This is a genomic window from Clostridium culturomicium (assembly GCF_000821305.1).
Classification (GTDB): Bacteria; Bacillota; Clostridia; order Clostridiales; family Clostridiaceae; genus Clostridium_J; species Clostridium_J culturomicium.
This window is the reverse complement of sequence record NZ_CCXK01000017.1, coordinates 908,145-934,681: the sequence shown is the minus strand read 5'-3', so window position 1 is coordinate 934,681 and position 26,537 is coordinate 908,145. Positions and strand designations below refer to the sequence as shown.

The 26,537-nt window shown below is 31.6% G+C and carries 23 protein-coding genes; 15 read left to right on the top strand and 8 right to left on the bottom strand.

Features of this window, described 5'->3' with window-relative positions; translation table 11 throughout:
• Window positions 1-104: 104 nt before the first annotated feature.
• The 3 genes from pglX to gltX all read left to right on the top strand — a co-directional run bounded on the left by pglX (window position 105) and on the right by gltX (window position 7,029).
• Complete coding sequence (gene pglX / locus BN1075_RS16850; RefSeq protein ID WP_040194437.1) at window positions 105-3,761, top strand: BREX-1 system adenine-specific DNA-methyltransferase PglX; 3,657 nt, start codon at window positions 105-107, stop codon at window positions 3,759-3,761.
• A 24-nt stretch (window positions 3,762-3,785) separates the two neighbouring features.
• On the top strand, window positions 3,786-5,024 hold the full coding sequence (locus BN1075_RS20900; RefSeq protein ID WP_052406612.1) for a metallophosphoesterase family protein: 1,239 nt from the start codon (window positions 3,786-3,788) through the stop codon (window positions 5,022-5,024).
• A 346-nt stretch (window positions 5,025-5,370) separates the two neighbouring features.
• Entirely contained in the window at window positions 5,371-7,029 is a 1,659-nt protein-coding gene (gene gltX, locus BN1075_RS16840) for a glutamate--tRNA ligase (protein WP_040194436.1), read from the top strand.
• A gap of 140 nt (window positions 7,030-7,169) precedes the next feature.
• On the opposite strand, the gene BN1075_RS16835 is transcribed toward gltX, so the two are convergent.
• The 3 genes from BN1075_RS16835 to BN1075_RS16825 form a co-directional block, all read right to left on the bottom strand.
• On the bottom strand, window positions 7,170-7,793 hold the full coding sequence (locus tag BN1075_RS16835; protein WP_404989255.1) for a DNA-3-methyladenine glycosylase: 624 nt from the start codon (window positions 7,791-7,793) through the stop codon (window positions 7,170-7,172).
• 129 nt (window positions 7,794-7,922) lie between these two features.
• Entirely contained in the window at window positions 7,923-8,168 is a 246-nt protein-coding gene (locus tag BN1075_RS16830; protein ID WP_040194432.1) for a TIGR03905 family TSCPD domain-containing protein, read from the bottom strand.
• A gap of 151 nt (window positions 8,169-8,319) precedes the next feature.
• The gene (locus BN1075_RS16825; protein ID WP_040194431.1) at window positions 8,320-9,042 is read right to left on the bottom strand and encodes a lysophospholipid acyltransferase family protein; all 723 of its coding nucleotides are present in this window, start codon (window positions 9,040-9,042) and stop codon (window positions 8,320-8,322) included.
• 531 nt (window positions 9,043-9,573) lie between these two features.
• Between BN1075_RS16825 and BN1075_RS21725 the strand changes: the two genes are divergently transcribed.
• Complete coding sequence (locus BN1075_RS21725; RefSeq protein WP_156132824.1) at window positions 9,574-9,750, top strand: hypothetical protein; 177 nt, start codon at window positions 9,574-9,576, stop codon at window positions 9,748-9,750.
• A 64-nt stretch (window positions 9,751-9,814) separates the two neighbouring features.
• Here the strand turns inward: BN1075_RS21725 and BN1075_RS16820 are convergent, their stop codons facing one another.
• From BN1075_RS16820 to BN1075_RS16810, 3 genes are all read right to left on the bottom strand, one after another.
• Window positions 9,815-10,585 carry an alpha/beta fold hydrolase gene (locus BN1075_RS16820; RefSeq protein ID WP_040194430.1) on the bottom strand — a complete coding sequence of 257 codons (771 nt, stop codon included), beginning with the start codon at window positions 10,583-10,585 and terminating at the stop codon, window positions 9,815-9,817.
• A gap of 187 nt (window positions 10,586-10,772) precedes the next feature.
• Window positions 10,773-12,143 (bottom strand): YjiH family protein, encoded by a 1,371-nt coding sequence (locus tag BN1075_RS16815; protein ID WP_042387407.1) that lies wholly within the window; start codon window positions 12,141-12,143, stop codon window positions 10,773-10,775.
• A gap of 304 nt (window positions 12,144-12,447) precedes the next feature.
• On the bottom strand, window positions 12,448-13,281 hold the full coding sequence (locus tag BN1075_RS16810; RefSeq protein ID WP_040194427.1) for a PHP domain-containing protein: 834 nt from the start codon (window positions 13,279-13,281) through the stop codon (window positions 12,448-12,450).
• A gap of 156 nt (window positions 13,282-13,437) precedes the next feature.
• Between BN1075_RS16810 and BN1075_RS16805 the strand changes: the two genes are divergently transcribed.
• Window positions 13,438-13,812 carry a PadR family transcriptional regulator gene (locus BN1075_RS16805; RefSeq protein ID WP_040194426.1) on the top strand — a complete coding sequence of 125 codons (375 nt, stop codon included), beginning with the start codon at window positions 13,438-13,440 and terminating at the stop codon, window positions 13,810-13,812.
• An 88-nt stretch (window positions 13,813-13,900) separates the two neighbouring features.
• Entirely contained in the window at window positions 13,901-14,458 is a 558-nt protein-coding gene (locus tag BN1075_RS16800) for an N-acetylmuramoyl-L-alanine amidase family protein (RefSeq protein WP_040194425.1), read from the top strand.
• A 64-nt stretch (window positions 14,459-14,522) separates the two neighbouring features.
• Here the strand turns inward: BN1075_RS16800 and BN1075_RS16795 are convergent, their stop codons facing one another.
• Window positions 14,523-15,623 (bottom strand): iron-containing alcohol dehydrogenase family protein, encoded by a 1,101-nt coding sequence (locus tag BN1075_RS16795; RefSeq protein WP_040194423.1) that lies wholly within the window; start codon window positions 15,621-15,623, stop codon window positions 14,523-14,525.
• A 204-nt stretch (window positions 15,624-15,827) separates the two neighbouring features.
• Between BN1075_RS16795 and BN1075_RS21720 the strand changes: the two genes are divergently transcribed.
• The 9 genes from BN1075_RS21720 (at window position 15,828) to BN1075_RS20895 (ending at window position 25,278) form a co-directional block, all read left to right on the top strand.
• Entirely contained in the window at window positions 15,828-15,980 is a 153-nt protein-coding gene (locus BN1075_RS21720; protein WP_156132822.1) for a hypothetical protein, read from the top strand.
• 141 nt (window positions 15,981-16,121) lie between these two features.
• Window positions 16,122-16,850 carry a pseudouridine synthase gene (locus BN1075_RS16790; RefSeq protein ID WP_040194421.1) on the top strand — a complete coding sequence of 243 codons (729 nt, stop codon included), beginning with the start codon at window positions 16,122-16,124 and terminating at the stop codon, window positions 16,848-16,850.
• Complete coding sequence (locus BN1075_RS16785) at window positions 16,843-17,385, top strand: tRNA 5-(aminomethyl)-2-thiouridylate-methyltransferase MnmM (protein WP_040194419.1); 543 nt, start codon at window positions 16,843-16,845, stop codon at window positions 17,383-17,385. The genes BN1075_RS16790 and BN1075_RS16785 overlap by 8 nt, the downstream gene beginning before the upstream one ends.
• 207 nt (window positions 17,386-17,592) lie before the next feature.
• Window positions 17,593-18,477 carry a MurR/RpiR family transcriptional regulator gene (locus tag BN1075_RS16780; protein WP_040194418.1) on the top strand — a complete coding sequence of 295 codons (885 nt, stop codon included), beginning with the start codon at window positions 17,593-17,595 and terminating at the stop codon, window positions 18,475-18,477.
• Between the two features lie 219 nt (window positions 18,478-18,696).
• Window positions 18,697-20,049 (top strand): NADP-specific glutamate dehydrogenase, encoded by a 1,353-nt coding sequence (gdhA, locus tag BN1075_RS16775; RefSeq protein WP_040194417.1) that lies wholly within the window; start codon window positions 18,697-18,699, stop codon window positions 20,047-20,049.
• Between the two features lie 308 nt (window positions 20,050-20,357).
• Window positions 20,358-21,575 (top strand): BaiN/RdsA family NAD(P)/FAD-dependent oxidoreductase, encoded by a 1,218-nt coding sequence (locus BN1075_RS16770; RefSeq protein ID WP_040194416.1) that lies wholly within the window; start codon window positions 20,358-20,360, stop codon window positions 21,573-21,575.
• A 90-nt stretch (window positions 21,576-21,665) separates the two neighbouring features.
• On the top strand, window positions 21,666-22,328 hold the full coding sequence (gene cmk, locus BN1075_RS16765; RefSeq protein WP_040194415.1) for a (d)CMP kinase: 663 nt from the start codon (window positions 21,666-21,668) through the stop codon (window positions 22,326-22,328).
• A gap of 15 nt (window positions 22,329-22,343) precedes the next feature.
• Window positions 22,344-24,263 carry a bifunctional 4-hydroxy-3-methylbut-2-enyl diphosphate reductase/30S ribosomal protein S1 gene (locus BN1075_RS16760; RefSeq protein WP_197072364.1) on the top strand — a complete coding sequence of 640 codons (1,920 nt, stop codon included), beginning with the start codon at window positions 22,344-22,346 and terminating at the stop codon, window positions 24,261-24,263.
• A gap of 154 nt (window positions 24,264-24,417) precedes the next feature.
• Window positions 24,418-25,278, top strand: coding sequence for a GNAT family N-acetyltransferase (locus BN1075_RS20895; RefSeq protein ID WP_052406611.1), 861 nt, complete (start codon window positions 24,418-24,420; stop codon window positions 25,276-25,278).
• A gap of 38 nt (window positions 25,279-25,316) precedes the next feature.
• On the opposite strand, the gene BN1075_RS16750 is transcribed toward BN1075_RS20895, so the two are convergent.
• Entirely contained in the window at window positions 25,317-26,513 is a 1,197-nt protein-coding gene (locus BN1075_RS16750; protein WP_040194412.1) for a pyridoxal phosphate-dependent aminotransferase, read from the bottom strand.
• Window positions 26,514-26,537 lie beyond the last annotated feature (24 nt).

Genomic DNA, 26,537 nt, shown 5'->3' with positions numbered 1-26,537 from the left:
AACCTAAGAATTTTAATTCTTAGGTTTTATTTTTTTATAAATTTTCTTTAAACTAATCTGTGATATAATATAGTATTGAATAAAGGGAATAAGGAGAAGGAACAATGGATAAGAGTAAAATTCGCTTCTTTGCAACCTGGGCGAGAAAAGCTTTAATAGAAGGTGTAAAATATAGAGCTTATAGTTTAGGAATAGAAAAGGATTATATTAGAAATATTGAAGAGGTACAAGGTGGCTTCAGAGTTGAAGGAAGACCAGAAATCTTTAAGGAATCTCCTAAACATAGAAATGAACTTATAAAGGAAATTGAAAAAAAGGGCTTTGATAATGTTATTGATGAGGTTGCTTATACTTGGTTTAATAGATTAATTGCTCTAAGGTATATGGAGGTAAATGATTATCTACCTTCAGGTATAAGAGTTTTATCTTCAGAACTTAAAGGTAAAGCCGATCCAGATATAATTTCCAGGGTTGGAGAAGTGGTTGAAGAGCTTAATCTTGATGCGGAGTATATATATGCTTTGGTTGATATCGGAAATAACTCAGCTAGAGAACAGTTATATAGATATCTATTAGTTAAGCAGTGTAATGAGCTTGGAAATATTATTCCCTGGCTATTTGAAAAAATAGAAGATTACACAGAGCTGTTACTTCCTAATAATTTGTTAGACGAAAGCTATGTTATAAGAAGATTATGTTTTGATATTGATGAAGAAAGCTGGAAAGACGAAGTTGAGATCATTGGGTGGATGTATCAATATTATATTTCAGAAGAAAAAGACAGAGTTTTTGAAGGGTTAAAAAAGAATGTTAAGATTACAAAGGAAAACATTCCAGCTGCCACTCAATTATTTACACCTAAGTGGATAGTGAAATATTTAGTTGAAAACTCAATAGGAAGTCTCTGGATCCAGGGTCATGGAAACAGCAATCTGGGTAAGGAATTAGAATATTATGTTGGACAAGGAAATCAAAATTGGAAAGCACAAGAGGTTATTTATAAAATAAAGGTAAAAAGAAGTGAGCTTACTCCTGAAGGAATAAAGGTATTAGATCCTTGTATGGGTTCAGGTCATATTCTTGTTTATGCTTTTGAGGTACTTTATAAGATTTACGTCAGTGCTGGTTATTCAGAAAGAGAGATTCCTAGAAAAATTCTTGAGAATAATATTTTTGGTCTGGATATTGATGGAAGATCAGTTCAGCTAGGTGCCTTTGCATTAATAATGAAGGCTAGACAATATAATAGAAGGTTCCTAAGAGATATTGAAAGAACACCACTTAATTTAAATGTTGCTTCAGTTGAGGAGAGTAATGGAATATCCATGGAAGCAATTGAATACTTTGCGGGACATAATGATGCTCTCAGAGGGGATTTAAATTATCTTGCATCAAAGTTTCAAGACGCTAAAGAGTATGGTTCTATCTTAGAAGTTAAAGATATTAATTTTTATGGGTTAGAGAAAAGACTGAAGGAGTTGAATCAAAATAATAGTATTATTTTTACTGAGTATTTAGATGCCCTTAATGATAAGCTGCCAAAGATGATTAAGCAGGGAAGAATTATGAGCAAAAAATATGAGGTGGTAATTACTAATCCTCCTTATATGGGGCTGCGTGGTGCTAATGAAACCTTGGCAAGGTATCTGGCAGATAAATTTCCAGTTTCAAAACATGATATGTTTTCGGTGTTTATGGAGGTGTGCAACAGGTACTTAATGGAGGATGGAATTTATGCCATGATAAATCAGCATTCCTGGATGTTCCTTAGCAGTTTCCTAGAACTTAGAAACAGGCTCCTTAATGAAAGCTGCTTTATTAATATGATTCATCTTGGATCTAAGGCTTTTGAGGAAAATGTAGGAACCATTGTTCAGAATGTTGCTTTTGTAAATCAAAAGAGTGTTATTCCAGAGTATGTTACAAGGATTGTGGATGTAACGAAAGAATGTTCTACACTTGAAAAAGCTGAAAAAGTTAAAGAAGTTTCTAGTGGAGCTGAAAATGGGGCTCTTTACGAAACAGATTTAAAAAAGCTATTGGCAATTCCTTCTAGACCTTTTGCTTATTGGGTTAATGAGAATATATTAAATATATTTGTATCTATGGATAGATTTGAAGCAATGGCAAAACCAAGACAAGGGATGGCAACCTCTGATAATAAAAGGTTTCTTCGCGATTGGTATGAAGTAGACATAAACAAAGTTAATTTCTGTGCTAAGGATTCTGAGGAAGCTTCTCAAAGTAAGAAAAAATGGTTTCCTTATAATAAGGGTGGAGAGTTTAGAAAGTGGTTTGGTAACAACCGATACTTAATAAATTGGGAGAATAATGGAGCTGAAGTAAAGGATTATGCTGCAAAGCTTTATAAATCCTACAGCAGAACTATAAAAAACGAGGAGTTCTACTTTAAAAGTGGATTAACTTATACTTTTATATCAGAAGATATGGGGGTTAGATATTCACCAGAAGGCTTTATTTTTGATGTGGCAGGTTCTTCAATATTCTTCTATGATAAGGGAATCGAGAAGCTTATGTTGGCCTTCCTATGCAGTAAGGTTTCAAATATGTTTATGGACATTATGAATCCAACCTTTAATATCCAAGTTGGAGATTTGAAGAATATTCCTTTAAGCCCGAATATCTTTGATGATAAGGTTATTGAAAAGGTAGATTTATTAGTTGATGAAAATATAAAAATAAGTGAAGATGAGTGGGACTCCTATGAAACTTCTTGGAACTTTAAAACTCATCCATTTTTAAGAGGAATAAATAAGGGGAATAATATTTTACTTAAAAATCAGTTTGAAAGCTGGTCAAAAGAAAGAGAAAAGGCCATTGAAATTGTTAAAGCTAACGAAGAAAAATTAAATGAGATATTTATAAACATATATGGCTTAACCAAGGAGCTGGAGCCACAGGTTAATGAGAAAGATGTGACCCTGAGAAAAGCGGATTTGAAAGATGATATAAAAGCCTTTATTTCCTATGCGGTAGGCTGTATTTTTGGAAGATATTCTGCTCATAAGAATGGAATAGTTTTTGCGGGTGGAGATATTAACAGTCGATGGGATTTTGACAATTGCAGAATTAATGTAGATGGTACATGGGAAAAGGCTTCTTTTATGCCAAAAGAGGATAACATATTAATTATTACTGAAGGCGAATATTTGGAGGGGGATGTTGTTTCTTCATTTATTGACTTTGTGGGAAGTATCTTTGGCAAAGAATATCTTGAAGAAAATCTTAGCTTCATTGCAGGTGCTTTGACTATGAAGGACAATGAAACTTCAAGAGAAGCTATAAGAAGGTATTTTATAAAGGATTTCTATAAGGATCATCTAAAGATATATGCTAAAAAACCAATATACTGGCTGATAGATTCAGGAAAAAATGATGGAATCAAGGGTTTAATTTATGTTCATAGGTATGATGAAGCTACAATAGCCAGATTTAGAATTGAATATCTTCTGGAACTTGAAAAGTATTATGAGAGGGAAATAAACAGATTATCTGTAATTTCTAATTCCGATAACTACACTTCAAAGGAAAGAGCAGAAGCTAAAAAGCAAAGAGATAAATTAAAAAAGCAATTAAATGAGCTTGAAGAATTTGATACTGTTGTGGCTTATTTTGCAGATGAACATGTGCCTTTAAACTTAGATGAGGGTATAAAGGTAAACTATGATAAGTTTCAGGCGGTAAAGGTAACAAACAATAAAGGTAAAGAAGTTAAAATGAATTTATTAGGAAAAATTTAAGGTTAAAATGGGGAGACGTTTCGTATGAACGAAAGCTGGATGGGAAATATAACTGATGATGAAAACAATAAATTAATTTCCATGATAAGAAGGGTTAAAGGGAAGCTATTAACTAATGGTTATGGAAATGGGGAAGAATTAAAGAGAGAAATAAATGAAGTTTTTAAGGAAGAGTGGAAAGAGATTGATGATTTGAAGGGAAATGATCTCTGTGAAATGGGGTCATTTCACAGCTTTCTTATTGATGAAGTAATAAACCTTCACAAAAATGAGGAAAGTGATTTTAATAATGAATTAATCAAGGATAACCTGAATGTAAAATATATACTACATAAAGTTGAAGATGGAAGATTATCCTCTAGAGTTTATTTTTTCACTAATGCTGATTATGAGTACTACTATGTTGGAGATATTCATTCTGATGACTTTATATTGGATTGTATTTTGGATAAAGTGGATTTCTTTAATAAAGTGGTAAATAATAAAAAGATAAGAATTATTTTTCTTGGCGACTATGTGGATAGGGGGAAAGAACATCTTAAAACTATAGAAAAAGTAATGAGTTTAAAGTATATTTTCCCAGGAAATATTTACCTATTAATGGGAAATCATGATGCTGGGAAAATCAAAGATGATGTGGTAGGCTTATGTATAAAAAAGCCAGATAAGGATAAACCAGAAGATTATTTCTTTCTTTATCTTGATGGACTCACAAAGAGTAATTCATCCTATTCAAGGAAATTAATAAGTAAATACTTGAGTTTGTTCAACTCAATGGCTATAGTATCTTTTCTTCAGTATGATGGAAAAAATATTTGCGGAGTTCATGGTGGTATTCCAAGGCCTCTTAGAGAAGAAAAACAGTTATTTGATTATATAGAAGCTTTAAGAGATTTAACAGATGAAGGTAAAATCAATAATAGGGATGAAACAATTATTAATAATATTCTATGGAGCGATCCACTTGGAGACAGAGAAGATAAATATAATCATACAAAAAGGTTTGGATTTACAGAGGAAGAGTTTAATCTTTATGCAGAGATAGTAGGGATAGATTACTTAATCAGAGGCCATGAAGCTAACGAAGAGGGCTTTAAAACCTTCTATAAGGATAAGCTTTATTGTATTTTTGGCTCCGGTAAAGTTATGAGTGAAGGAACAGAGGTTAATTTATCAACTGCATATAACTGGGTAAAGCCAAAGATATTAAAAGTAAAAAAACATGAGGATTTTGAGATTATTGATTTAAGTGGAATTAAATAAACCTAATTGTAAATAATTAATACCATATTTACAATATTAGAAGTAAAAGATATAATCAAAGTTGTATGTAATAAATATAGAAAATGGTGAGCTATTTAATCACAGATTTGGAGAATGGAATATGAAACTCTGACTCACATACGTTCGGTGGAGTGCTCGAAGAATAAGTGCGAATTGCTAAATCAGAGATTTAGCTTCTTACTTAAGTTCGCCTTAGCCAAATTAAAGATTTGGATGGGATAAATGAAACTCCGCCTCACATAACGTTCGGTGGAGTAAGTTAGACTTAACCAAATCAAAGATTTGGAGGCTCACTTAAATATAAAAGTTAGGTTAGGTGTATAAAATGAGTTATGATGTATTAGCGAATACAATTTTTCCTGATATAAACAGGGAACCACAATATTTTATTGAAAAATATCCAAAGAGAAATCTTCCTGAAGGAGCTAAAGTTACTAGATACGCTCCAAGTCCAACTGGATTTCAACATATTGGAGGAGTTTTCTCTGCACTTTTAGATGAAAGAATTGCTACTCAAAGTGGCGGGGTGTTTTATTTAAGAATAGAGGATACAGACCAAAAGAGAGAAGTACCAGGTGCAATAGATGAAACTATAAACACAATGCACATGTTTGGTCTTGATTTCACAGAAGGAATGACAGGAGACAATACTTTCAAAGGTGAGTATGGTCCATATAGACAAAGCCAAAGAGCTGAAATATATAAGACTTTTGCTAAGGACTTAATTAAAAAAGGTTTAGCATACCCATGCTTTTGTACTCCAGAGGATTTAGAAGCTTTAAGAGAAAAACAAACTGCTGATAAGCTTACTACAGGCTACTATGGAGAGTTTGCTAGCTGTAGAAATCTTTCACCAGAAGCTGCTCTTGAAAGAATCAATGCAGGCGAGAAATACATAATCAGATTAAAGTCACCAGGAAACTTCGAAAAAAGAGTTGAGTTCCATGATTTAGTTAAAGGTGATATATCTTTTCCAGAAAGCAACCAAGATATAGTTATTATAAAATCAGATGGACTTCCAACTTATCACTTTGCTCATGCTATAGATGATGCTTTGATGGGAACAACTACAGTAATAAGGGGAGAAGAGTGGTTATCATCACTTCCAATCCACGTACAATTATTTGAAGTTTTAGGTTTTGATAGACCAGAATATGCTCATACTCCAACTATAATGAAGCTTGATGGTGGTTCTAAGAGAAAGCTTTCTAAGAGAAAAGATCCAGAAAGTGCTGTAAGCTATTATAACGAAGTAGGATATCCAATGATATCGGTTATAGAATACCTTTTAAATATCATCAACTCATCATTTGAAGAGTGGAGAGAAGAGAATCCTACAGTAGATTATCATGAGTTTAAAGTTGCTTTAGATAAAATGAGTAAGAGTGGAGCATTATTCGATATCGTAAAATTAGCTGACGTAAGTAAAAATGTAATCTGCAGATTAAAAGCGGAAGACGTATATAACTATTATATCAACTGGGCTAAAGAGTACGATAAAGAAATGTACGAATTAGTAAGTTCAAATGAGGCAATGGCTAAAGAAATCTTTAATATTGATAAAGAAGGTCCAAAGCCAAGAAAAGACTTTGCTAAATGGAGCGATGTTAGAGAAAAAATCTTCTTCTTCTTTGATGAGTTATTTGCTTGTGATGAAATGGAAGCTATTGAATTCCCTAAAAATATGGATATGGCAGAAGCTAAGAGAATAATTGAAGCTTATGCAAAGGCATACAATTTCAATACTGATAAGGACACTTGGTTTGAGGAATTAAAAGCAGTAGCTATAGAACTTGGCTACACTGCTGACAGAAAGGCCTTCAAGAAAAATCCTGAAGAGTTTAAGGGAATGGTTTCAGACGTTGCTGGATGTATAAGAACAGCTATAACTCACAGAAGCAACACCCCAGATTTATATACAATCATGCAAATCATGGGTGAAGAAAAGGTTAGAGATAGATTTAACAAATTTTTAAGTTTATAAGTGAGCCTCAAAAAGTGATACTCCAAATCTTGGATTTGGTTAGTGGAACTTTCACAGAGTGTATCTTTGGTTTGCCTAAGGCGAACTTACTCATCCGAATGTATATGAGGAGGAGTTTCCATAAAAAGAAAAAGGCACGTTTAACGCGTGCCTTTTTCTTTTACAGAAACATAATCGTTATCTTTTATGTAATATCTCCAAGGAAAATCTACGGCTTCCTCAGCATAATCAATACCAATTCTTTTGCAGCTAATTATTTCGAAATCGTCATATTCATCATCATAAACGGAAAGCTCTTCACTAAAAAGGGAATGACTATCCAAGGTCTTATCAATATTTAAAGCTATACAAAGCTTACCTGGACCAGAGGTTAAGTTTAGGATTTCTTTTCTTTTAAGGTCAGAATATGATTTTTTAGTTCTGTTTAAACTCATTTCTTCTAAACCATCAATAGGTTCAACGGCTCTTATTAATACTGCTTGTGGGTCATCTTTTTCAGCAGTTACAATATTTAAACAATAGTACATGCCGTATATGGCATATACATAAGCTATGCCGCCTTTTTCATACAATGGCAATACTCTAGGTGTTCTTTTGAAGTTATAAGCGTGGCAAGCCTTATCCAAGCTACCAATATATGCTTCGGTTTCAACAATTCTGCTTACAAGTGTTTTTCCATCATATTTACGAACTAATATTTTCCCTAATAATTCTTTTCCAACGATTCTTGCATCTCTATTATAAAAACTTTCTTTTAGTTTAATCATTAAAATTCACCTCGTTTCCCTTATGACTTATTAGTAGTATTATTTATAAGTAGTATTACTAAATTTGAGGATAATATTAATAAATAGAAAATGCTATCATAAATTCATATGATAGCATTTTATTTATTATTTTTGTGCTTTGTATTCTTTTAAAGCTTTTGCTAATTGATCAGGGCAAGATGTGTCTTTAGCACCACATTTTAAGCCTTCTAATCTTGATATAACCTCGTCGATATCCATACCTTCAACTAAGCTTCCAATACCTAATAAGTTTCCCATGCAGCCTCTAACAAAGCTAACATTTTTTACTTTGTTATCAACAACCTCAAAGTTTATTTCCTTTGAGCAAACTCCTGAAGTAACATAATTCATCGTAACACCTCCCAAAGTAACTTTCAAATCTTAATTTGAAAGTTTTTCCTTACTCCACCAATAATATGTTTTGTGAAGTCACATATATAATAATACTGTTAAATTGAACAGTTTACAATATACACTTTAGATATGTTTGCAAGTTTATTTATTATTTGGTAGCTAGTTTTGAAGCAATAATTGCTTTAACTTGCTCTGGAAGGGCTTCTTGTTCTTCTTTAGATAGATCTGCAGTTTCTATTGCAGGGTGTATATAAACTTCTACTTCAGCAGGTTTAATTTTATTTCCATTAGCCTCCATAAGATTATAGGAACCATTAATTGTTATTGGAATAATTGGGGCCTTTGATTTGGTTGCTAATTTAAAGCTACCAGCTTTAAATTCACCAAGGGGACCGCCTTTACTTCTTGTCCCTTCAGGGAAAATAACTAAAGAATGACCTTCTTTAATGATTTTAACACCTTCAATTATGGCTGCAGCTGACTTTCTAAGGTTGCTTCTATCCATAAATACACAGTGAATATTTTTCATCCAAGTTCTAACTATAGGAATTTTAAGGGTTTCTATTTTAGCTATAAATCCCTTTGGTTTATCGATGTAGCTCATTAAAAGAGGTATATCGAAGTTACCTTGGTGATTAGCTATAAAAACAACAGGTACATCCTTTGGCACATTTTCCTGACCAGAAACAGTTACCTTTGCACCACTATATTTTAATTGAGACTTTGCCCATTTAGATGTTACTTTATGTACATACGCATCCTTTTCTTTTGATTTACCTTGTTTCTCTAGAGAGTTAACCTTCAACAAAGGAAATATCTCACATACTAGGCTTAGTGCAAAATGACCAAACCATATTACTGTTCTAAACATAATGAATCCTCCATATTAACGTGATGTTATTATTATAATATATAGATTAAGTTTTATAAAGTTTTTTAAGAAAACTAATTTGGGGTTTGAAAGCTTAGAAAAAATGAAAGGGATGTTTTAAGTGGAAACTCCTTCACATATGATTTTGGAGTAGTAAGTTTGTGTGGCCAAACCGTAGATTATTTTTAGAGGAAACTCCTTCTCCTTGTGGTCGAAGTAGTAAGTTCAACTAACCAAATCAAAGATTTATATTTTAAAGGAAACTTCTCCTCACATTCGTTCGGAGGAGTAAGTTCGCCTAGCCAAATCATAGATTTGAAGGCTCACTTAAGAAATTCTTAATAATTAAATGGTAGAAATGATGGTATAATTAAGTTAATGAATGATCATGGTCTAAATGTGGGAGAAAAGGTTGGATTAGTCAAATAAATTAACTTTCCATATTGAAGCTTCTATTCCTTAAGCAGAAGGAGTGTTTTGGGTTTATCCCAATTTATATTTAGACTTTTATATAACGAAAGGGTGATAGTTATGAGTAGTGTTGATAATGATTTAAAGGAAAAGTTTCATAAGATAGAGGTAACACAGGTTGAAAAGTATAGTGATAAAGTATCATCTGCTCTTGTTGTTGGGGTAGTGGTAGGAGCTGTAGGACTTGGATATAAGGTTACAAAAACTTTATTAAAAATAAGGAATAATAAGAAATAGAAAATAAATAAATGCACAGTATCGTAAAATTACGGTAGCTGTGCATTTTAATTACTCAAGTTTTTTAGTTGTTTAAGTGATGGTTAAACCAATTTATCATTTCAGTTATCATGGCTTCTGTTATATAGTGATTAAGTCTATCAAATGTAACCATGGAAACTAAATTCTTATCATTGTATTTTTCTTTTAGAGCATCATAAAATATTTTGCTGCTGTGTATTGGGACAATCTTATCATTTTCTCCGTGAAGAATTAAGGTAGGAGTATCAATGAATTTCTCAATGTTATTTAATGGAATAATAGGTTGTAATTCGGTAAGGCCCTTGTCTATAACTTCTTTTTGTTCTTCATAGTGAGAACCAAGCAAATCTAATGTAGCATCAGCCCAAGCTCCAGAACCATTTAAAATTACTGCAGCAGATACTATAGGGTTATGAGCAAGGATTCCAGAGGTAATCATACCTCCCATTGAATGTCCTGCAACTCCGATTTTGTTTTCATTTATATCATAATTGTTTTTTATATACTCTAACAGGGCAGGAAATTCCTTTAGGGAGTTCACCACAGTTGGCCAGAACTGTGCTAAACCTGTCTGCATATCGTTATAATCAATAATTCCTCTTTCACCATGATTGATAGAATCAGGAATTACAACTAAATATCCATTACAGCCAAGGAGAGTTCCTAAGTTAAAGTGTTTATCTCTGCTTGAGCTCCATCCATGATAAAAAAATACAACAGGCATTTTTGTATTATAGTTTTTTGGTGATATGATTGTGGTAGGGATATTATTAATTTTAATGTTTTCTATATTTATTAAGTTTTCAATCCACATGTTAAACCTCCGATAAGTAAGTGTCCAAATCTATGATTTGGTATTCATGAATTTACTCCTTCAAATGAATATAAGAAGAAGATTTCATAAAAAATAAGTCTATATTTATTATATATGATATTAAGTTAATATAAAAGAAAACAATTAGTAAAAAAAAACTTAGGAAAATTTCCTAAGGTTTTTTGATTTAAAATAATAAATGTGCTATTAATGTTATTATTGGTAGAGTTATTAAGGTTCTCTCTAAGAAGATTATAAATAACTCTTTGAAGTTTATTGGAATTTTTGAACCAAGAAGTAATGCACCTACTTCAGATAAATAAATTAATTGAGTAACTGAAGTTGCAGCTATTATAAATCTTGTCATTTCACTTTGAATTCCCCCAGCCATTATTGAAGGAAGAAGCATGTCAGCAAATCCTGCAACTAAAGTACTTGAAGCTGCAGCAGCTTCAGGAACTTGAAGAATTTTTAATAATGGAATAAATGGTGTTCCAAGGATTTGGAATAGTGGTGTATATTCAGCAATAATTAAAGCAAAGGTTCCAACTGCCATAACTACAGGGATTACACCAAACCACATATCGATAACATTTAATGTTCCTTTAACAACAACGTCATTAACTATTGTTGATTCATTTGCTTTTTCTAAGGCGTTTTTCAATCCATATTTAAATGGAGTATAACCTTCAGGAAGGTCACTGCTTGTTGTATTGTCTATCCCATTATGAAATACATCTCTTTTCTTTGAAAGAGGAGGTAGTTTAGGGATTAACACAGCTGCGATTAATCCAGCTGCTGTTACAACAAGGTAGAAAGGAACGAACATATGTCCAAGTCCAACGGTATCGCATACTACTAAACTAAAAGTTATAGAAACTAATGAAAAAGTAGTTCCAATAACGCAGGCTTCTCTTTCAGTATAATATCCATCTTCATATTGTTTACTTGTTAATAAAACTCCTATAGTTCCATCTCCAAGCCATGATGCTATACAGTCAATAGCTGAAGCGCCTGGTAAGTTAAATATTGGTCTCATTACTTTAACTAAAAGTGATCCAACAAATTCTAAAAGTCCAAAGCTTAATAGAAGTGGTAATAATAAACCAGCGAAAAGGAATACTGAAAATAATATTGGAAGCAGGTCATTTAATACCATACCACCAGTGTTTCCAGACCAGATTGCTTCAGGTCCTATTTGGAACATAGTACAGATAATAAAGATTCCACCCATTATTCTTACAATAAACCATATTGTACTCACATTGAATAAAGAATTTAAAAACTTGTTTTCCATTATGAATTTTGGCTTAAAAGCCTTTGTTATTATAGTGCTTACTGCAGTGATAACAATGATTGCTGTAATGATATATTGTAGAGAAGCACCTAAACTGTCTCTTAATGTATTTGAAAGTGTTGCCACAGGAATAATAACTTGTCCATCTTTACTTAAAGGAACCATGAATAGGAATACCCCAAGAGAAGATAGAAGAACAAATTTTAATATGGCAGCATAATTTGTTGATATTTGAGTCGATTTTGAAGTTGAGTTCTCCATTTTTCTACACATCCTTCCGAATTCTTTAGCTATGAATAATTATACGAATAATATGCATATAATGCAAGGTGTTTTTAGGATATATGTTGTATAAATATAAAGAAATAATATTCTGAAAATAGCTGAAGTTTGGATGAACAGTATATTCTGTTAATTTAAGTGGCAAGAGAAGTGTGTATAAATATTTATAAATAACGGCTTGAAACTTATTCAAGCCGTTTAAAATCAATGTATATTTAGATGTGTAAACCTCGATTAAATAAAAGCTGACATAAGATAAGAACAATTGTTTATGAGGAAATTTTTAATTTAAGTAACTTTTTATAAATTTATTGAAAAAGAACTCATCAATTTCCATTGCTCCAACGGTGCCGTGTTTTTTATCATCTTTTGAAATTCCATGAAAATCTGAACCACAAGTAATTAATAGACCCTTTGAATTTGCCATAGAGGTAAACTCATCAGTTTCACTTTGATAGTTTTGGAAATATATTGCCTCTATGCCATCAAAATCAAATTCAAGTAAAGTCTTTACAGGTGTTTTCTTGACAAGCTTTGGATGGGCGAGAACAGCGATGCATCCATACTTCTTTAATAGTTTGATTCCATCTGGAACAGAAATGTGTTTATTTGGTACATAGGCAGGGCTGTCATTACCAATAAAGTTATCAAAGATATAATCTATAGAGTAATCATAGCCAGCATTAATTATAGCCTTTGCTATATGTGGTCTGGCAATTACACCATCACCTAAGGCGATTACATCCTCATAGTTTAACTCGATATTAAAATGTTCTTTTAATTTATCAACTATAGCTTTTGCTCTTGAAATCCGGTTTAGTTTTAAATTGTGTAAAAAATCTATGAGCTCTTTGGATTTGTAACCATCACCTTTGAAAAACCCTAAGATATGAATACTTTCCTTGTTATGATTACAACTCAACTCAATACCAGGTATAAATTTTATATTAAGTTTATCACAGGCTTCCTTTGCTTCAGGAAGGCCGTCAACGGTATCGTGGTCTGTTATTGCTAAGTACTCAACTCCATTAGTTTTTGCTAATTGAACTACTTCAGTAGGAGATAGATTCCCATCTGAGGCTGTAGTGTGACAATGAAATTCTGCTTTAATTTTCATGAAGCACCTCACTTGTTATTAATAATTCTTTATTTATTTAACACTATTATATACTAAATAAACATAAAATCATATTTTATTTCATAAAAATAATTGTCATAATTGAAATAAGCATTTATAATATAATTAATACTAAATTTGAAAGAAGGTATAAAAATGAAAGGTGAATCTAGAAAAAGAATTGCAACCCTAGATAATAGAATAAACACAACAAAATTGGTTAAACTTTACATACTTCACTATCTTATATACGAGAAACAGGAAGAGTATGGATTAGAAATAGTAAATTATATTAATGAAAACTTCACAAAGGTGTCAAATGGATTAGTTTATCCATTACTTAGAGATTTAGAAGAGAATATTTATCTTACTGGAAAATGGGAAGATTTTGATAGAAAGAATAAAAGGTTATATAAAATTACAGATGAAGGTATCGAACATTATAAGAGAATTAAGCCAGATTATTTAGGGGCAATTGAATATAATATATCTGTTTATGAAAGTGTAATAAACAAAATATATTCCAAGTAAATAAAGTTCATAATCAATCTGCATATTAACTTCATATTTTATCCTTCAATGAATAGAATATACTATAATATTATTAGTGAGGGATAGTATGAAAAGTGTGACTCTTGATCCTGGTAAGGGTGGAAATAAAACAGGGTTTACCTTTGATAATCTTGTGGAGAAAGAAATCAATCTTACCATTGCATTAGAATGTAGAGAAGAACTGATGCGCTATGGTGTAGAAGTTGTAATGACAAGAGATGATGATACTTATGTAGGATACTCTCAAAGAATCCTTATAGCTAATAAAAATCACTCCGATGCTTTTGTTTCTATACACTGCAACTTTGGAGAGGGGTCTCTTTGTGAATTGGTGTATTCAATTCATTCAGAAAAAGGCTTGAGCTTGGCTTCTTCAATTGGTGACGAAATAAGAAAACTCGGTCAGCCTGCAATTAAGATATACAATAAAATTGGATATGGTTTACAAGATTACAATGCAGTTATTAGAGAAGCAGATATGGATTCAATAATAATAAAATGTGCTTATCTTGATAATGAATTTGATAGAAGTTTCATCCATAACCTTGAGAAACAGCAGGAATTTGGAACAGCTATTGCAAAGGGGATTCTTAATTATTTTAATCTAGAGTATAAGGAAAAGTAAGGAAAGATAAAAACAGTTCTCTGGTTAAAAAGCAGAGAACTGTTTTTATCTTTCTATTATAATATTAGATTAAACTTTTTTCATATATGCTCAAAAGTTCTTCAAAAGTTATTTTAAAAGGATGGTTTTTAAGCTTAGCTTTATTGGAAATCATATATTCTGCATAAGCCTTAAGTTCGTTTTGAGATATATTTAAGGTTATTGTGGACAATCTTTTTATAAAGGTTCCCAATTCATCAATATTGCTAAATTCAAGAAGTTTTAAGATGTTCTCTATTCTTTCACTTTCATGATTTGCATAGCTTTTTAGATATTCCTTTAATAGAAGTCCATTAGCCATGCCATGAGGTGCATTATGATGATAAGTTAATGGATAGCCCATACCGTGAGGCAGAGAAGTTCCGCTTTGAGCAATTACCATACCAGCAATGGAGGAAGCAGCAAGAAGTTTTTCTCGTACTTCAAAGATTATTGTTTCATCTTCTAAGAAGGGAATACATTCTTTAAATAATTTTAATCCGCTTTCTGCCAAAGCGTTGCTGAAAATATTACCTTGAGTTGATAAATATCCTTCAATTAAGTGAGATAACGCATCAATGGCCGTATTGATTGTAATTTCCTTAGGTGTATTCATTAAAAATGACGCATCAAGATAAGCAAGGGTTGGGAATAGCTTTGTTTTTATTGCCAGCTTATTTTCTATTTCATGGTCTGTAAGTATTGAATATTGTGTTGTTTCACTTCCTGTTCCAGCTGTAGTTGGGATAGCAACTACAGGCAGGGATTTAAATTCATCTGTAGTGAAAAGGTCTTTGGCATCCATACCAGTATTTGCAAGAAGTACACTTGCTGCTTTTGATGCATCCATTGGGGAACCTCCGCCGACTCCGATAACGACGTTAATTCCATTGTCTATATGTAATTTTTTTATTTTGTTTATTGTTTCAGTGGATGGGTTTTCCTCTACTTCATCAAAAATAAAATATTTTATATTGTTAGTTTTAAGAACTGTAGTTAAGTTTTCTAAAGAACCATTTGCTCTGGAAGAATGGCGTCCTGTAACTATAAGTGCTGTATCACCAAGGTTTTTAATCAAATGACCTTGAGTTTTAATTGCGTCTTTTTCGCAAATTACTTTAGTTGGCATAAAAAATATAGGATTCATATTATAGTACCTCCCCAAAATATTTTTAATTAATATATTTACGTGAAAAAATTATAAATTATATATTGAATATAACATTATTTATTTAATTTAACAATTTATAAGATGGTGAATACATCATTAATAATTAGTGCAGGAAGGTTTTATTAAAAGTTGAATATAAAATCCTGTTTCGACCATAATAGTTAATGGGAGGTGAGCGATATGGCTAAGAATAAGCAAAATAAACCAAAGAAAGTTTCAAATAAAATCAATAGCGAACTTACTTCTATGGCAGATAATTCTAATGATAGCAGAAAATCAAAAAATGGTTTCATGGAATCGGGTGGCAATCGTAAAGAAAATCAATTAAGATAATTAAAATTGACTTACAACACTTAGCATGGCCTTACTTTAATGTAAGGCCTATATTATTTTTCGAATATTGAGGGCTTCACATTGATTTTTTTACAAATAATAATTATAATTCATAGAGGTAAAGGAAGGATGTTTTGTATTATGGAAGAAAGATTACAAAAATATATGGCTAGATGTGGCGTTGCTTCACGAAGAAAGTGTGAAGAAATTATTTTAGCTAATAGAGTAGAAATAGATAATATTATTGTAAATGAGTTAGGAGCTAAGGTTGATCCTGATAAAAATCAAGTGAAGGTTGATGGAAAAATAATTGCACCAGAGGAAATGAAGCTGTACATAGCCTTAAATAAACCAACAGGATATTTATCAACGGTTAAGGATGATAGAGGAAGAAAAACCCTGTTAGATCTTGTGAAGGTAGAAGAACGTATATATCCCATTGGAAGATTAGATTATGATACTTCTGGATTGATTTTTTTAACTAATGATGGAGAAGTATATAATAACGTTATTCATCCAAGGGTTTCTATAGATAAAACATATATTGCGGAAGTAAAAGGGATAATTTCAGCAGATGGAATAAAGAAATTTAAAGATGGAATTGATATCGGAGATTACATTACAGCACCAGGAACCTGCGAAGTTATTTCTAAGGGAAACAATAAATGCACCCTTAAAATTAAAATACATGAAGGCAAAAACAGACAGGTAAGAAGAATGTGTGATGCTGTTGGTCATCCAGTAGTTAAATTAAAAAGAGTTTCCATAGGAAAGATTTATTTAGATAAAAACTTAAAAGAAGGATCCTGGAGACATTTAACTTCTAAAGAAATTGAGTATTTAAAGAACGGGGGAATTGGAAATGTTTAAGTATCTGGGGAACATTACAGATTTATCTCATCATATAATTGAGAATTATGTGGAAAGTAAAGGAGTTGCATTAGATGGAACCCTTGGAAATGGTGGAGACTGCGATTTTTTAAGTAATCACTTTGAGAAAGTATATGCTTTTGACATACAAAAATCTGCAATAGAAGAATATAAAAAGAAGGAAAAATCTAATGTTTCTTTAATACTAGATTCCCATGAACATATTGATAAATATGTTAAAGAAGGGATTGATGCTGCCATATATAATCTTGGCTTTTTACCGGGAGGAGATAAAGGTATAACGACAATGACAAACTCAACATTGAAAAGCGTAGAGTCAGTATTAAACCTTTTAAATAGCGGAGGAATCTTGATAATAGCTGTTTATGTTGGGCATGAAGAAGGGGCAAAAGAGGGGGAAGCACTTTTGAAATATACAAAGGAACTTCCTAAAAATAAATATGGGGTTATGCTTCATAAAGTAATAAATAGAAGTGAATTATCACCCTATATGCTTGTAATTGAAAAGAAATAACTTTACAACACTACAATTCTTTCTAATTATGAAGTATTTTATTTAAAATGTTTCATAAAATAAAAGTAGACGTGGAAAGAAATTTTGATTATTTTGAAAATTTATGGGTTGAAGGTTGTTTTATACTGTGATAATATGAAACATATAATTCAGTTTTCTGTAAAATGAATTATGTATTTCATTTGCAATTAAAAAGGAGTCATTTTGATGGAAACTAATATGGATTTAATGAGAATTATTCAAGGTAAATTTGCTAGGTTAAGCAAAGGTCAAAAGCTTATTGCTGAATATATACTAAAGCACTATGATAAAGCGGCATTTATGACTGCAGCTAAACTTGGTATTAGTGTAGGTGTTAGTGAATCTACTGTTGTTAGATTTGCAAATCAGTTAGGATATGAAGGATATCCTGAGCTTCAAAAGGCTCTTCAGGAACTTATTAAAAATAAACTTACTACGGCACAAAGGATAGAGTTGGCGAGTGATTATGTTGAGCCTAACAATGCCTTAAGAGGAGTTTTAAAGTCTGATATTGAAAATATCAGAGCTACAATGGAAAAAATCAGTTATTCTGATTTTGAAGGTACGGTAAACAGTATATTAAAAGCTAAAAAAATATACATAGTTGGACTTAGAAGCTCAGCAGCCTTAGCAGATTTTTTAGGGTTTTATTTAAATTTAATTTTAGATAATGTAAAGGTTGTCTCATACGGCATAAGTGATATATTTGAACAGGTACTAAATATCAGTGAAGGGGATTGTGTTATTGGAATAGGTTTCCCTAGATATGCAGTAAGAACTGTTGAAACTTTGAATTTTGCAAAGTCTCGTGGAGCTGATGTTATCGCAATTACGGATAGTTTACTTTCACCATTAGCTGCAAAAGCTGATTATGCATTAATAGCAGAAAGTAATATGGCTTCTTTCGTTGATTCTCTTGTGGCACCATTAAGTGTAATAAATGCCTTAATTGTAGCTGTTGGTTTAAAAGAAAAAGAGAAAATATCTAAAACTTTTAATGAGTTGGAACATATTTGGGAAGATTATCAAATCTATTCCTACAAAAAAGGAACAGATGTTAATAAATTCTAAATTATCAAATTTAACCTTGAAATATTTGTATTTCAAGGTTAAGATGAAATAGAAATGTAATCGTTTATATTGAGTGAAATAAAACTTTCGAAAATTTTCAGAAAAGAAGGATAAATTTCATTCGTGTAGAATATACATATTGTAAGGATTTACTTGGGTATTTTTCAAATTTACCAAGCAAATTACATATATTGTTTAAATTTAGGAGGGATTATTACTATGGATACTAAAACTTATATTGAACAAGTATTAGAAAATGTAAAAAAAAGAAACAGTGCAGAACCAGAATTTATACAAGCTGTTGAGGAAGTTTTATACAGCATAGGACCTGTACTAGAAAATCATCCTGAGTATATAGAATCTAATTTGCTAGAAAGATTTTGCGAACCTGAAAGACAAATAATGTTTAGAGTTGCTTGGAAAGATGACAATGGAAACACTCAAGTAAATAGAGGGTTCAGAGTTCAATTTAACGGTGCTATAGGACCTTATAAGGGCGGTTTAAGATTCCACCCATCAGTTTATCTTGGAATTGTTAAATTCTTAGGCTTTGAACAAATACTTAAAAATGCTTTAACTGGACTTCCAATTGGAGGAGGTAAAGGTGGATCTGATTTCGACCCAAGAGGAAAATCAGATGCTGAAATCATGAGATTCTGTCAAGCATTTATGACTGAATTTCAAAGACATATCGGACCAGATGTGGACGTGCCTGCTGGAGATATCGGTGTAGGTGGAAGAGAAATAGGATATCTTTATGGACAGTATAGAAGAATCCGTGGAGCATTCCAAAATGGAGTTTTAACTGGAAAAGGATTATCTTATGGTGGAAGTTTAATAAGACCAGAAGCTACTGGTTTTGGTATTGCTTACTTCTGTGAAGAAATCTTAAAACATGAAGGAACTGATTTCAATGGAAAAACTGTTGCAGTTTCTGGATTCGGTAATGTATCATGGGGTGTATGTCAGAAGATAACTGAGCTTGGTGGTAAAGTTGTTACACTTTCAGGACCAGATGGATATATCTATGATCCAGAAGGAGTAAATACTCCAGAGAAAATAAATTACTTAGTGACAATGAGAAATTCAGGAAGAGATAAGGTGCAAGATTATGCTGATAAGTTTGGTTGCGAATTCTTCCCTGGACAAAAACCATGGGGGGTTAAGGTTGATATCATAATGCCATGCGCTACTCAAAATGATATACACTTAGAACATGCAAAACAAATCGTTGAAAATGGTATAAAATATGTATGTGAGGGTGCTAACATGCCTTGTACAAATGATGCAGTTGCATACTTGCAAGAAAAAGGTGTTATTGTTGGACCATCTAAGGCTGCAAATGCAGGTGGAGTTGCAACTTCAGCTCTTGAAATGTCTCAAAATAGCATGAGAATGGCTTGGACAGAAGAAGAAGTTGATGAAAAACTTCACAGAATCATGATTAACATTCATAAAAATGCAATGGAAGCTGCTGAACAATGTGGACATGGTTATAATTTAGTTGCTGGAGCAAATATCGCTGGATTCATGAAAGTTGCAGAAGCTATGTATGCTCAAGGAGAATTTTAATCAATAATTTTATATAAAATTGTTTTATGCGGAGAGAATTATTATCAATTCTCTCCGTTTGTATGTAAATAAATTATTATTTTAATAAATAATTTCATTGAATAATGAAGGGATTTATATTAAATTATAGTAGAGAGTATTTTTTATTAATAGAAACTCCTTCTCAAATGAAGGCAGAGAAGTAAAAGTGACTTGCTAAATCGAAGATTTGGAGTCAATTACGGAAACTCCTTCTCAAAAACAGTCGAAGGAGTAAATGCGACTTAACCAAATCGAAGATTTGGAGTCTTATTTAAGGTGGTGTTTTTTTGGCGAAAGTAGTAGTCATCGGTGGAGGACCTGCTGGTATGATGGCAGCAATAGCTGCTAGTGAAAATAATCAGGTTTTCTTAGTAGAGAAAAATAATAAGCTTGGCAAAAAATTATTCATCACTGGAAAAGGTAGATGTAATGTTACTAATGGTAAGGATATTAGCGAGTTTTTCGAATATATTATAACAAATCCTTATTTTTTATATAGTTCGCTATATACCTTTACAAATGAAGATGTAATAAAGTTTTTTGAGGACAGAGGCATTAAGCTTAAAGAGGAACGTGGAGGAAGAGTATTTCCTGCATCAGATAAATCTTCAGATATAATTAAGGGCTTAGAAGAAGCTCTTAGAGAAAAAGGTGTCAATGTGATCATTGGTGATGGTGTTAAGAAAATTGAAAGCCATGGAAGTGTAATAAAATCTATTATTTTAGAAAGTAGTAGAAAACTTGAATGTGACCATGTAGTTATGGCTACAGGTGGTGCATCTTATCCTAAAACTGGATCTAATGGAGACGGGTATAGATTTTGCAAAGAATTGGGGCATAATATAGTAGATATTAAACCTTCTTTAGTTCCATTAGAAATAAATGAAGATTGGCTGCAAGAAGTTCAAGGTTTATCTTTAAGAAATATACAGCTTACATTAAGAAACAGCAGTAAAAAGATAGTATTTAAAGAACAAGGTGAGATGCTTTTTACACACTTTGGAGTTTCAGGTCCATTAGTTCTTAAGGCTAGCAGTATCATAAAACCAAATGAAAAATATGAGTTATTTATAAACTTGAAGCCGGCTTTAAGTGAGAAAGAGCTGGATTTGAGAATACAAAAAGACTTTTTACTGTATAATAATAAGGATTTTAAAAATGCATTAAATGACTTATTTCCTAAAAAACTTATACCTGTAATGATTAAATTAAGCACTATTTCAGAAGATCAAAAGGTAAATACAATTACTAAAGAGCAAAGAAGAGCTTTTGTTAACTTGATTTCAGCCTTACCTATGAGGTTTAAGGGCTTTAGAAGTGTTGACGAAGCAATAGTAACTTCTGGTGGTATTGACACTAAAGAAATTGATGCGTCAACTATGAAATCAAAATTAGTTGATAATTTAAGCTTTGCTGGTGAGGTCATAGATGTGGATGCATTTACAGGTGGATATAATGTGCAAATTGCATTATCAACTGGATATGTTGCAGGTACTAAGATTTAAACAGATTATTATTCTAAGTCATTTACTTAGAGTTAATATATATTTTACTAGAGATAATTTCTAGATTTTAACATAACAAGGGGTGATATAATGCGAACATCAATAGCCATTGATGGTCCAGCAGGGGCTGGGAAGAGCACTATTGCAAAACTATTAGGAAAAAAATATGACCTAATGTATATAAACACAGGTTCAATGTATAGAGCAGTAACTTTATTTGCAATGAAAAATGGAATTGAACCTAATGAAATTGAAAAGCTATGCAGCTTAATAGATGAATTAGAAATGCATTTTGAAAATGATGATTTGATTGTAAACGGTGTTGACGTTTCCAAGGAATTAACAAACATTGAAGTTACAAATAATGTTTCAAGATATGCGGCAGTTCCAGAGGTGAGACAAAAATTAGTCCAACTTCAAAGAGGTATTTCTAAAAATTATGATGTTATAATGGATGGTAGAGATATAGGAACAGTAGTTTTAAAAGATGCTAGTGTTAAAATATTTTTAACTGCAAGACCTGAAGAAAGAGCTACTAGAAGATACGAGGAACTTATAGCCAAAAATGTAAAAGTAGATTATAATAGTATTCTAGAGGATATTAAAAAAAGAGATTACATCGATTCACACAGAGAGGTAGACCCTCTTCAAAAGGCTGAAGATGCTGTTGAAGTTGACTCTTCTTTAATGAATATCCATGAAGTTGTTGAGGCAATTTCAAAGTATATTGAAGAATATAAAAATCGAGCTTAGTGGATAGAGGTGAGCATAATGGAAGTTTTACTTGCTGAAAAGGCAGGATTCTGCTTTGGAGTAAAAAGAGCTGTTGATGAAGCAGTTAGATTAAGAGAAAAATATGATAAACCTATCCATACATTAGGTCCTTTAATACATAATAATGATGTTGTTAAAAGTTTAGAGGAAAAAGGAATATTTCCAATTACTTTAGAAGAGGCCTTAAAGCTTAAAGAAAATGATGTTGTAGTTATAAGGTCTCATGGTGTTGGTAAAAAAGTTATTGAAGACTTAAACTCTATTGGAGTAATTATAGAAAATGGAACTTGTCCTTATGTTAAAAATATACAACAAAAGGTTGAGGAGTATTATAATAAAGGCTATAATATAATTATTGTGGGTGATGAAAGCCATCCAGAAGTTATTGGAATTAACGGATGGTGTAATGACTCTGCAATTATTTCTAAGGATGGAAGTAATATTGACGAAATCTCTAGAAAGGTTTGTGTAGTTTCTCAAACTACTGAGAAACAGTCAAATTGGGAAAAGGTCTTAGGCAAAGTCATATCCTTATCAAAGGAAGTAGTAGCTTTTAATACTATTTGTAATGCCACAGAAGAAAGACAAGGATCAGCTGATGAACTTTCTAAAGAGGTAGATATGATGATAGTATTGGGTGGATTTAATAGTTCTAATACTACTAAGTTATATGAAATTTGCAAAAAAAATTGTGAAAATACTTATCATGCGGAAAAGTTGGATTCTTTGCTTTTAAATATGATAAGGAATGATAAAATAAATAAAATAGGAATTACTGCTGGGGCATCGACTCCAGAGTATGTTATTGAGGAGGCTATTAATAAGATGAAAAAACAAAATAATATAAGCCAAGAGGATATGGATTTATACGCACAATACTCTAACGACACTACAAATATTTCAGTTGGTGGAATACTTGAAGGTGAAGTATTTAAAGTAAATGAAAAGGAAGCATACCTTACAATAGGAGCTAAATCAGAAGCTATAATACCAGCTGAAGAGTTTTCAAGAGAGGATACACCATTAACTGAACAAGTTAAAGTTGGTGATGTTATAAAAGCAAAGGTTATAAACAGAAAAAATACTGATGGTTTAGTAGTATTATCAAGAGTTGAAGTTTTAAAAGCTGCTCAACAGCAAGAATTAAAAGCTGCTTTTGAAAATGGAACAGTTTTAAATGTTCAAGTTAAAGAAGTAGTAAAAGGTGGACTTGTAGCTTTATTTAAAGGTGAGAGAATATTTATACCAGCTTCTCACGTTGAATTAAGCAGAGTTGCTGACCTTTCTAAATATGTCGGAGAAACTATGGATGTTAAAGTAATAGAATTCTCTAGAGATAGAAACAGAGTAAAAATAGTTGGTTCTAGAAGAGAGCTTTTAGAAAAAGATAATGAAGCTAAAAAAGAAGCAACTTGGGCATCTTTAACACAAGGTGCTGTTATGGAAGGAACAGTTAAGAGATTAGCTGCTTTCGGAGCATTTGTTGAAGTTGGTGGTATTGATGGATTACTTCACAGTTCTGAAATGTCTTGGAACAAAATTAATAACCCTTCTAAATTATACAAAGTAGGAGATGTTATTAAAGTTGTAGTTCTTGAAGCTGATAAAGAAAACAACAAATTAGCATTAAGTGTTAAATCATTAAATGAAAACCCATGGAACAACATTGAAACTAAATACCCAGTAGGAAATGTTGTGGTTGGTAAAGTAGCTAGATTTGCACCATTTGGAGCTTTCGTTGAGTTAGAAGAAGGTGTAGATGGATTAGTTCATATTTCTCAAATCACTAAAGAAAGAGTTGAGAAAGTTGAAAACGTACTTAAAATAGGTGAAACTATTAAAGCTGTTATTACTCAAGTTGATGGCGAAAATAAAAAAATTGGTCTTAGCATTAAAGACGTTGATGCAGAATAGTTAATATATGGAGCATAACCTTGGATTTAAAAGGGTTATGCTCCTTTATTTGAGTAAAAATCAAAAGTTTTAAAGAAATTTACAAAATATAGGGTATAATATAATAAATTGGATTATAATATATATAGATTCTATTTATGAGGTATGGAGATATATGTATAAATTAGAGACTGTAAATAATTCAAATTTTAATTTTATAGATCACTTTAATATAACTACAGAATACAAAGAAGAGCTGTTAGACATATGTACAAATAAGAATATCTTTAAAAAGCTTTTACTTGGTAAGAATGTAAAGTTTATTAAAGCTGATAAAGAATATATTGGATTTATGTGGTTTAGTAAGCTGCAGCATCAAAATTATAAAATCCATTGCATAAAGATTATGCCTGAATTTAATAATGATATTTATTATGGGGAACTCCTTAAGTTATTTAATAATAATGCGTCCATTTATATTGGAGATAATAATAATTTAAAGAAGGAGCTGCTTGTGGATAGGGGGTTTAAAATAGTTAAGACAATAGTTGAGATGAAAAGGCCTTTAGATAAGGAAGCTGTTTTAGACTTTGCAGATGATGATATTTCTTTTAGAGTATTTGTTGATGGTAAAGATGAGTATAGACGATGTATGATACAAAATAAAGTATTTAATTCATTAAGTCGTCAAGCTATTGATGAAGAAGATATTCAGTATGAGAAGTATCAAAAACACTACATTCCAGAAGGGTGCATTTTTATTTGCAAGGGTGATAGAGATATTGGATATGGCCAGATAATCAGAAAGGATTCTAGAATTTATATTGCTAATTTTGGAATACTGCAGACATATAGGGGAGCAGGCTATGGAAAACAGCTGTTGACACATCTTTTAAAGATTGCAGAAAAGTTTAATTCTTCCAACATATATTTAAGGTGTGACAAAGATAATACAGATGCCTTAAGGTTATATAATTCTCAAGGATTTCAAATTATTGACTCCTATTGCGAGTATGAAAGAAATGAATTTAAATAAAAAGAAATTAAGCACTTGGCTTAATTTCTTTTTACTTGTTAAATTTCTTTTTCTAAATATTTATTTAAAGCAAGGCTAAGAATATCCATTGCATTAGATAAATCTTCAGTATTTAAACAGTATGAAATTCTAATTTCATCTTCACCAAGTCCATCAGTAGCATAAAAACCACTAGCAGGAGCAACCATTACAGTTGCGTTGTTATGAGTAAAATCAGTGAGCATCCACTTAGCAAAATCGTCACTACTTTTTATTGGAAGCTTAGCTATAATATAAAATGCTCCATTTGGCTTCTCACAAACAACACCGTCTATTTTAGACAGTTTATTGTAAACTAAGTTTCTTCTTTCCTCATATTCATTCTTTACTTTATCAAAATACTCCTTTGGAGTATTTATTAAATTTGCTGCACCTAATTGTTCTATGGTAGCAACACATAATCTAGCTTGACATAATTTTAAGGTTTGATTTATTAAAGCTTTATTCTTTGAGGCTATTAATCCAATCCTAGCACCACAGGCACTGTATCGTTTAGAAATACTATCAATTAGTACTACATTATCTTTAACATCTTCCATATAAAGAGCTGAAGTATATTCTAAACCATCATACACAAACTCTCTATATACTTCATCAGAAATTAGAAATAGGTTATGAGATTTACAGATATCTGCTATCATTCTAATTTCAGCTTTTGTATAGATAACGCCAGTTGGATTACCTGGATTTGATAACATTATTGCTCTTGTTTTATTTGTAATTTTTCTTTCAATGATATCTCTGGAAGGTAAATGAAAACCTTCTTCAGCTTTTGTTATAAATGGAACTATTTTTACGCCTACACCTTCAGCAAATCCAGCATAATTAGTATAAAAAGGTTCTGGAACAATTATTTCATCGTTTATATCACATATTGCAGTTAAAGCAAAGGAAACAGCTTCAGAGCCTCCATTAGTAACAAGGAGTTCGTCTTCTTGAAAGTCAATATTCCATTGCTTGTAGTAGCTTATAAAGCTTCTGATTAAGTCTGGTATTCCTTGAGATTGAGCATATTTAAGTACTTTGTCATCATAATTATTCAGCCCATCGGTAAATTCTTTCGGAGTTTCAATATCAGGTTGTCCTATGTTAAGATGATAAACTTTAATTCCTTTATTCTTAGCTGCGTCTCCATAAGGTGCAAGTTTTCGTATAGGTGAGAATCCCATATTCAAGATACGCCTTGATAATTCCATTATTTTTCCTCCTAAAATTAAAAG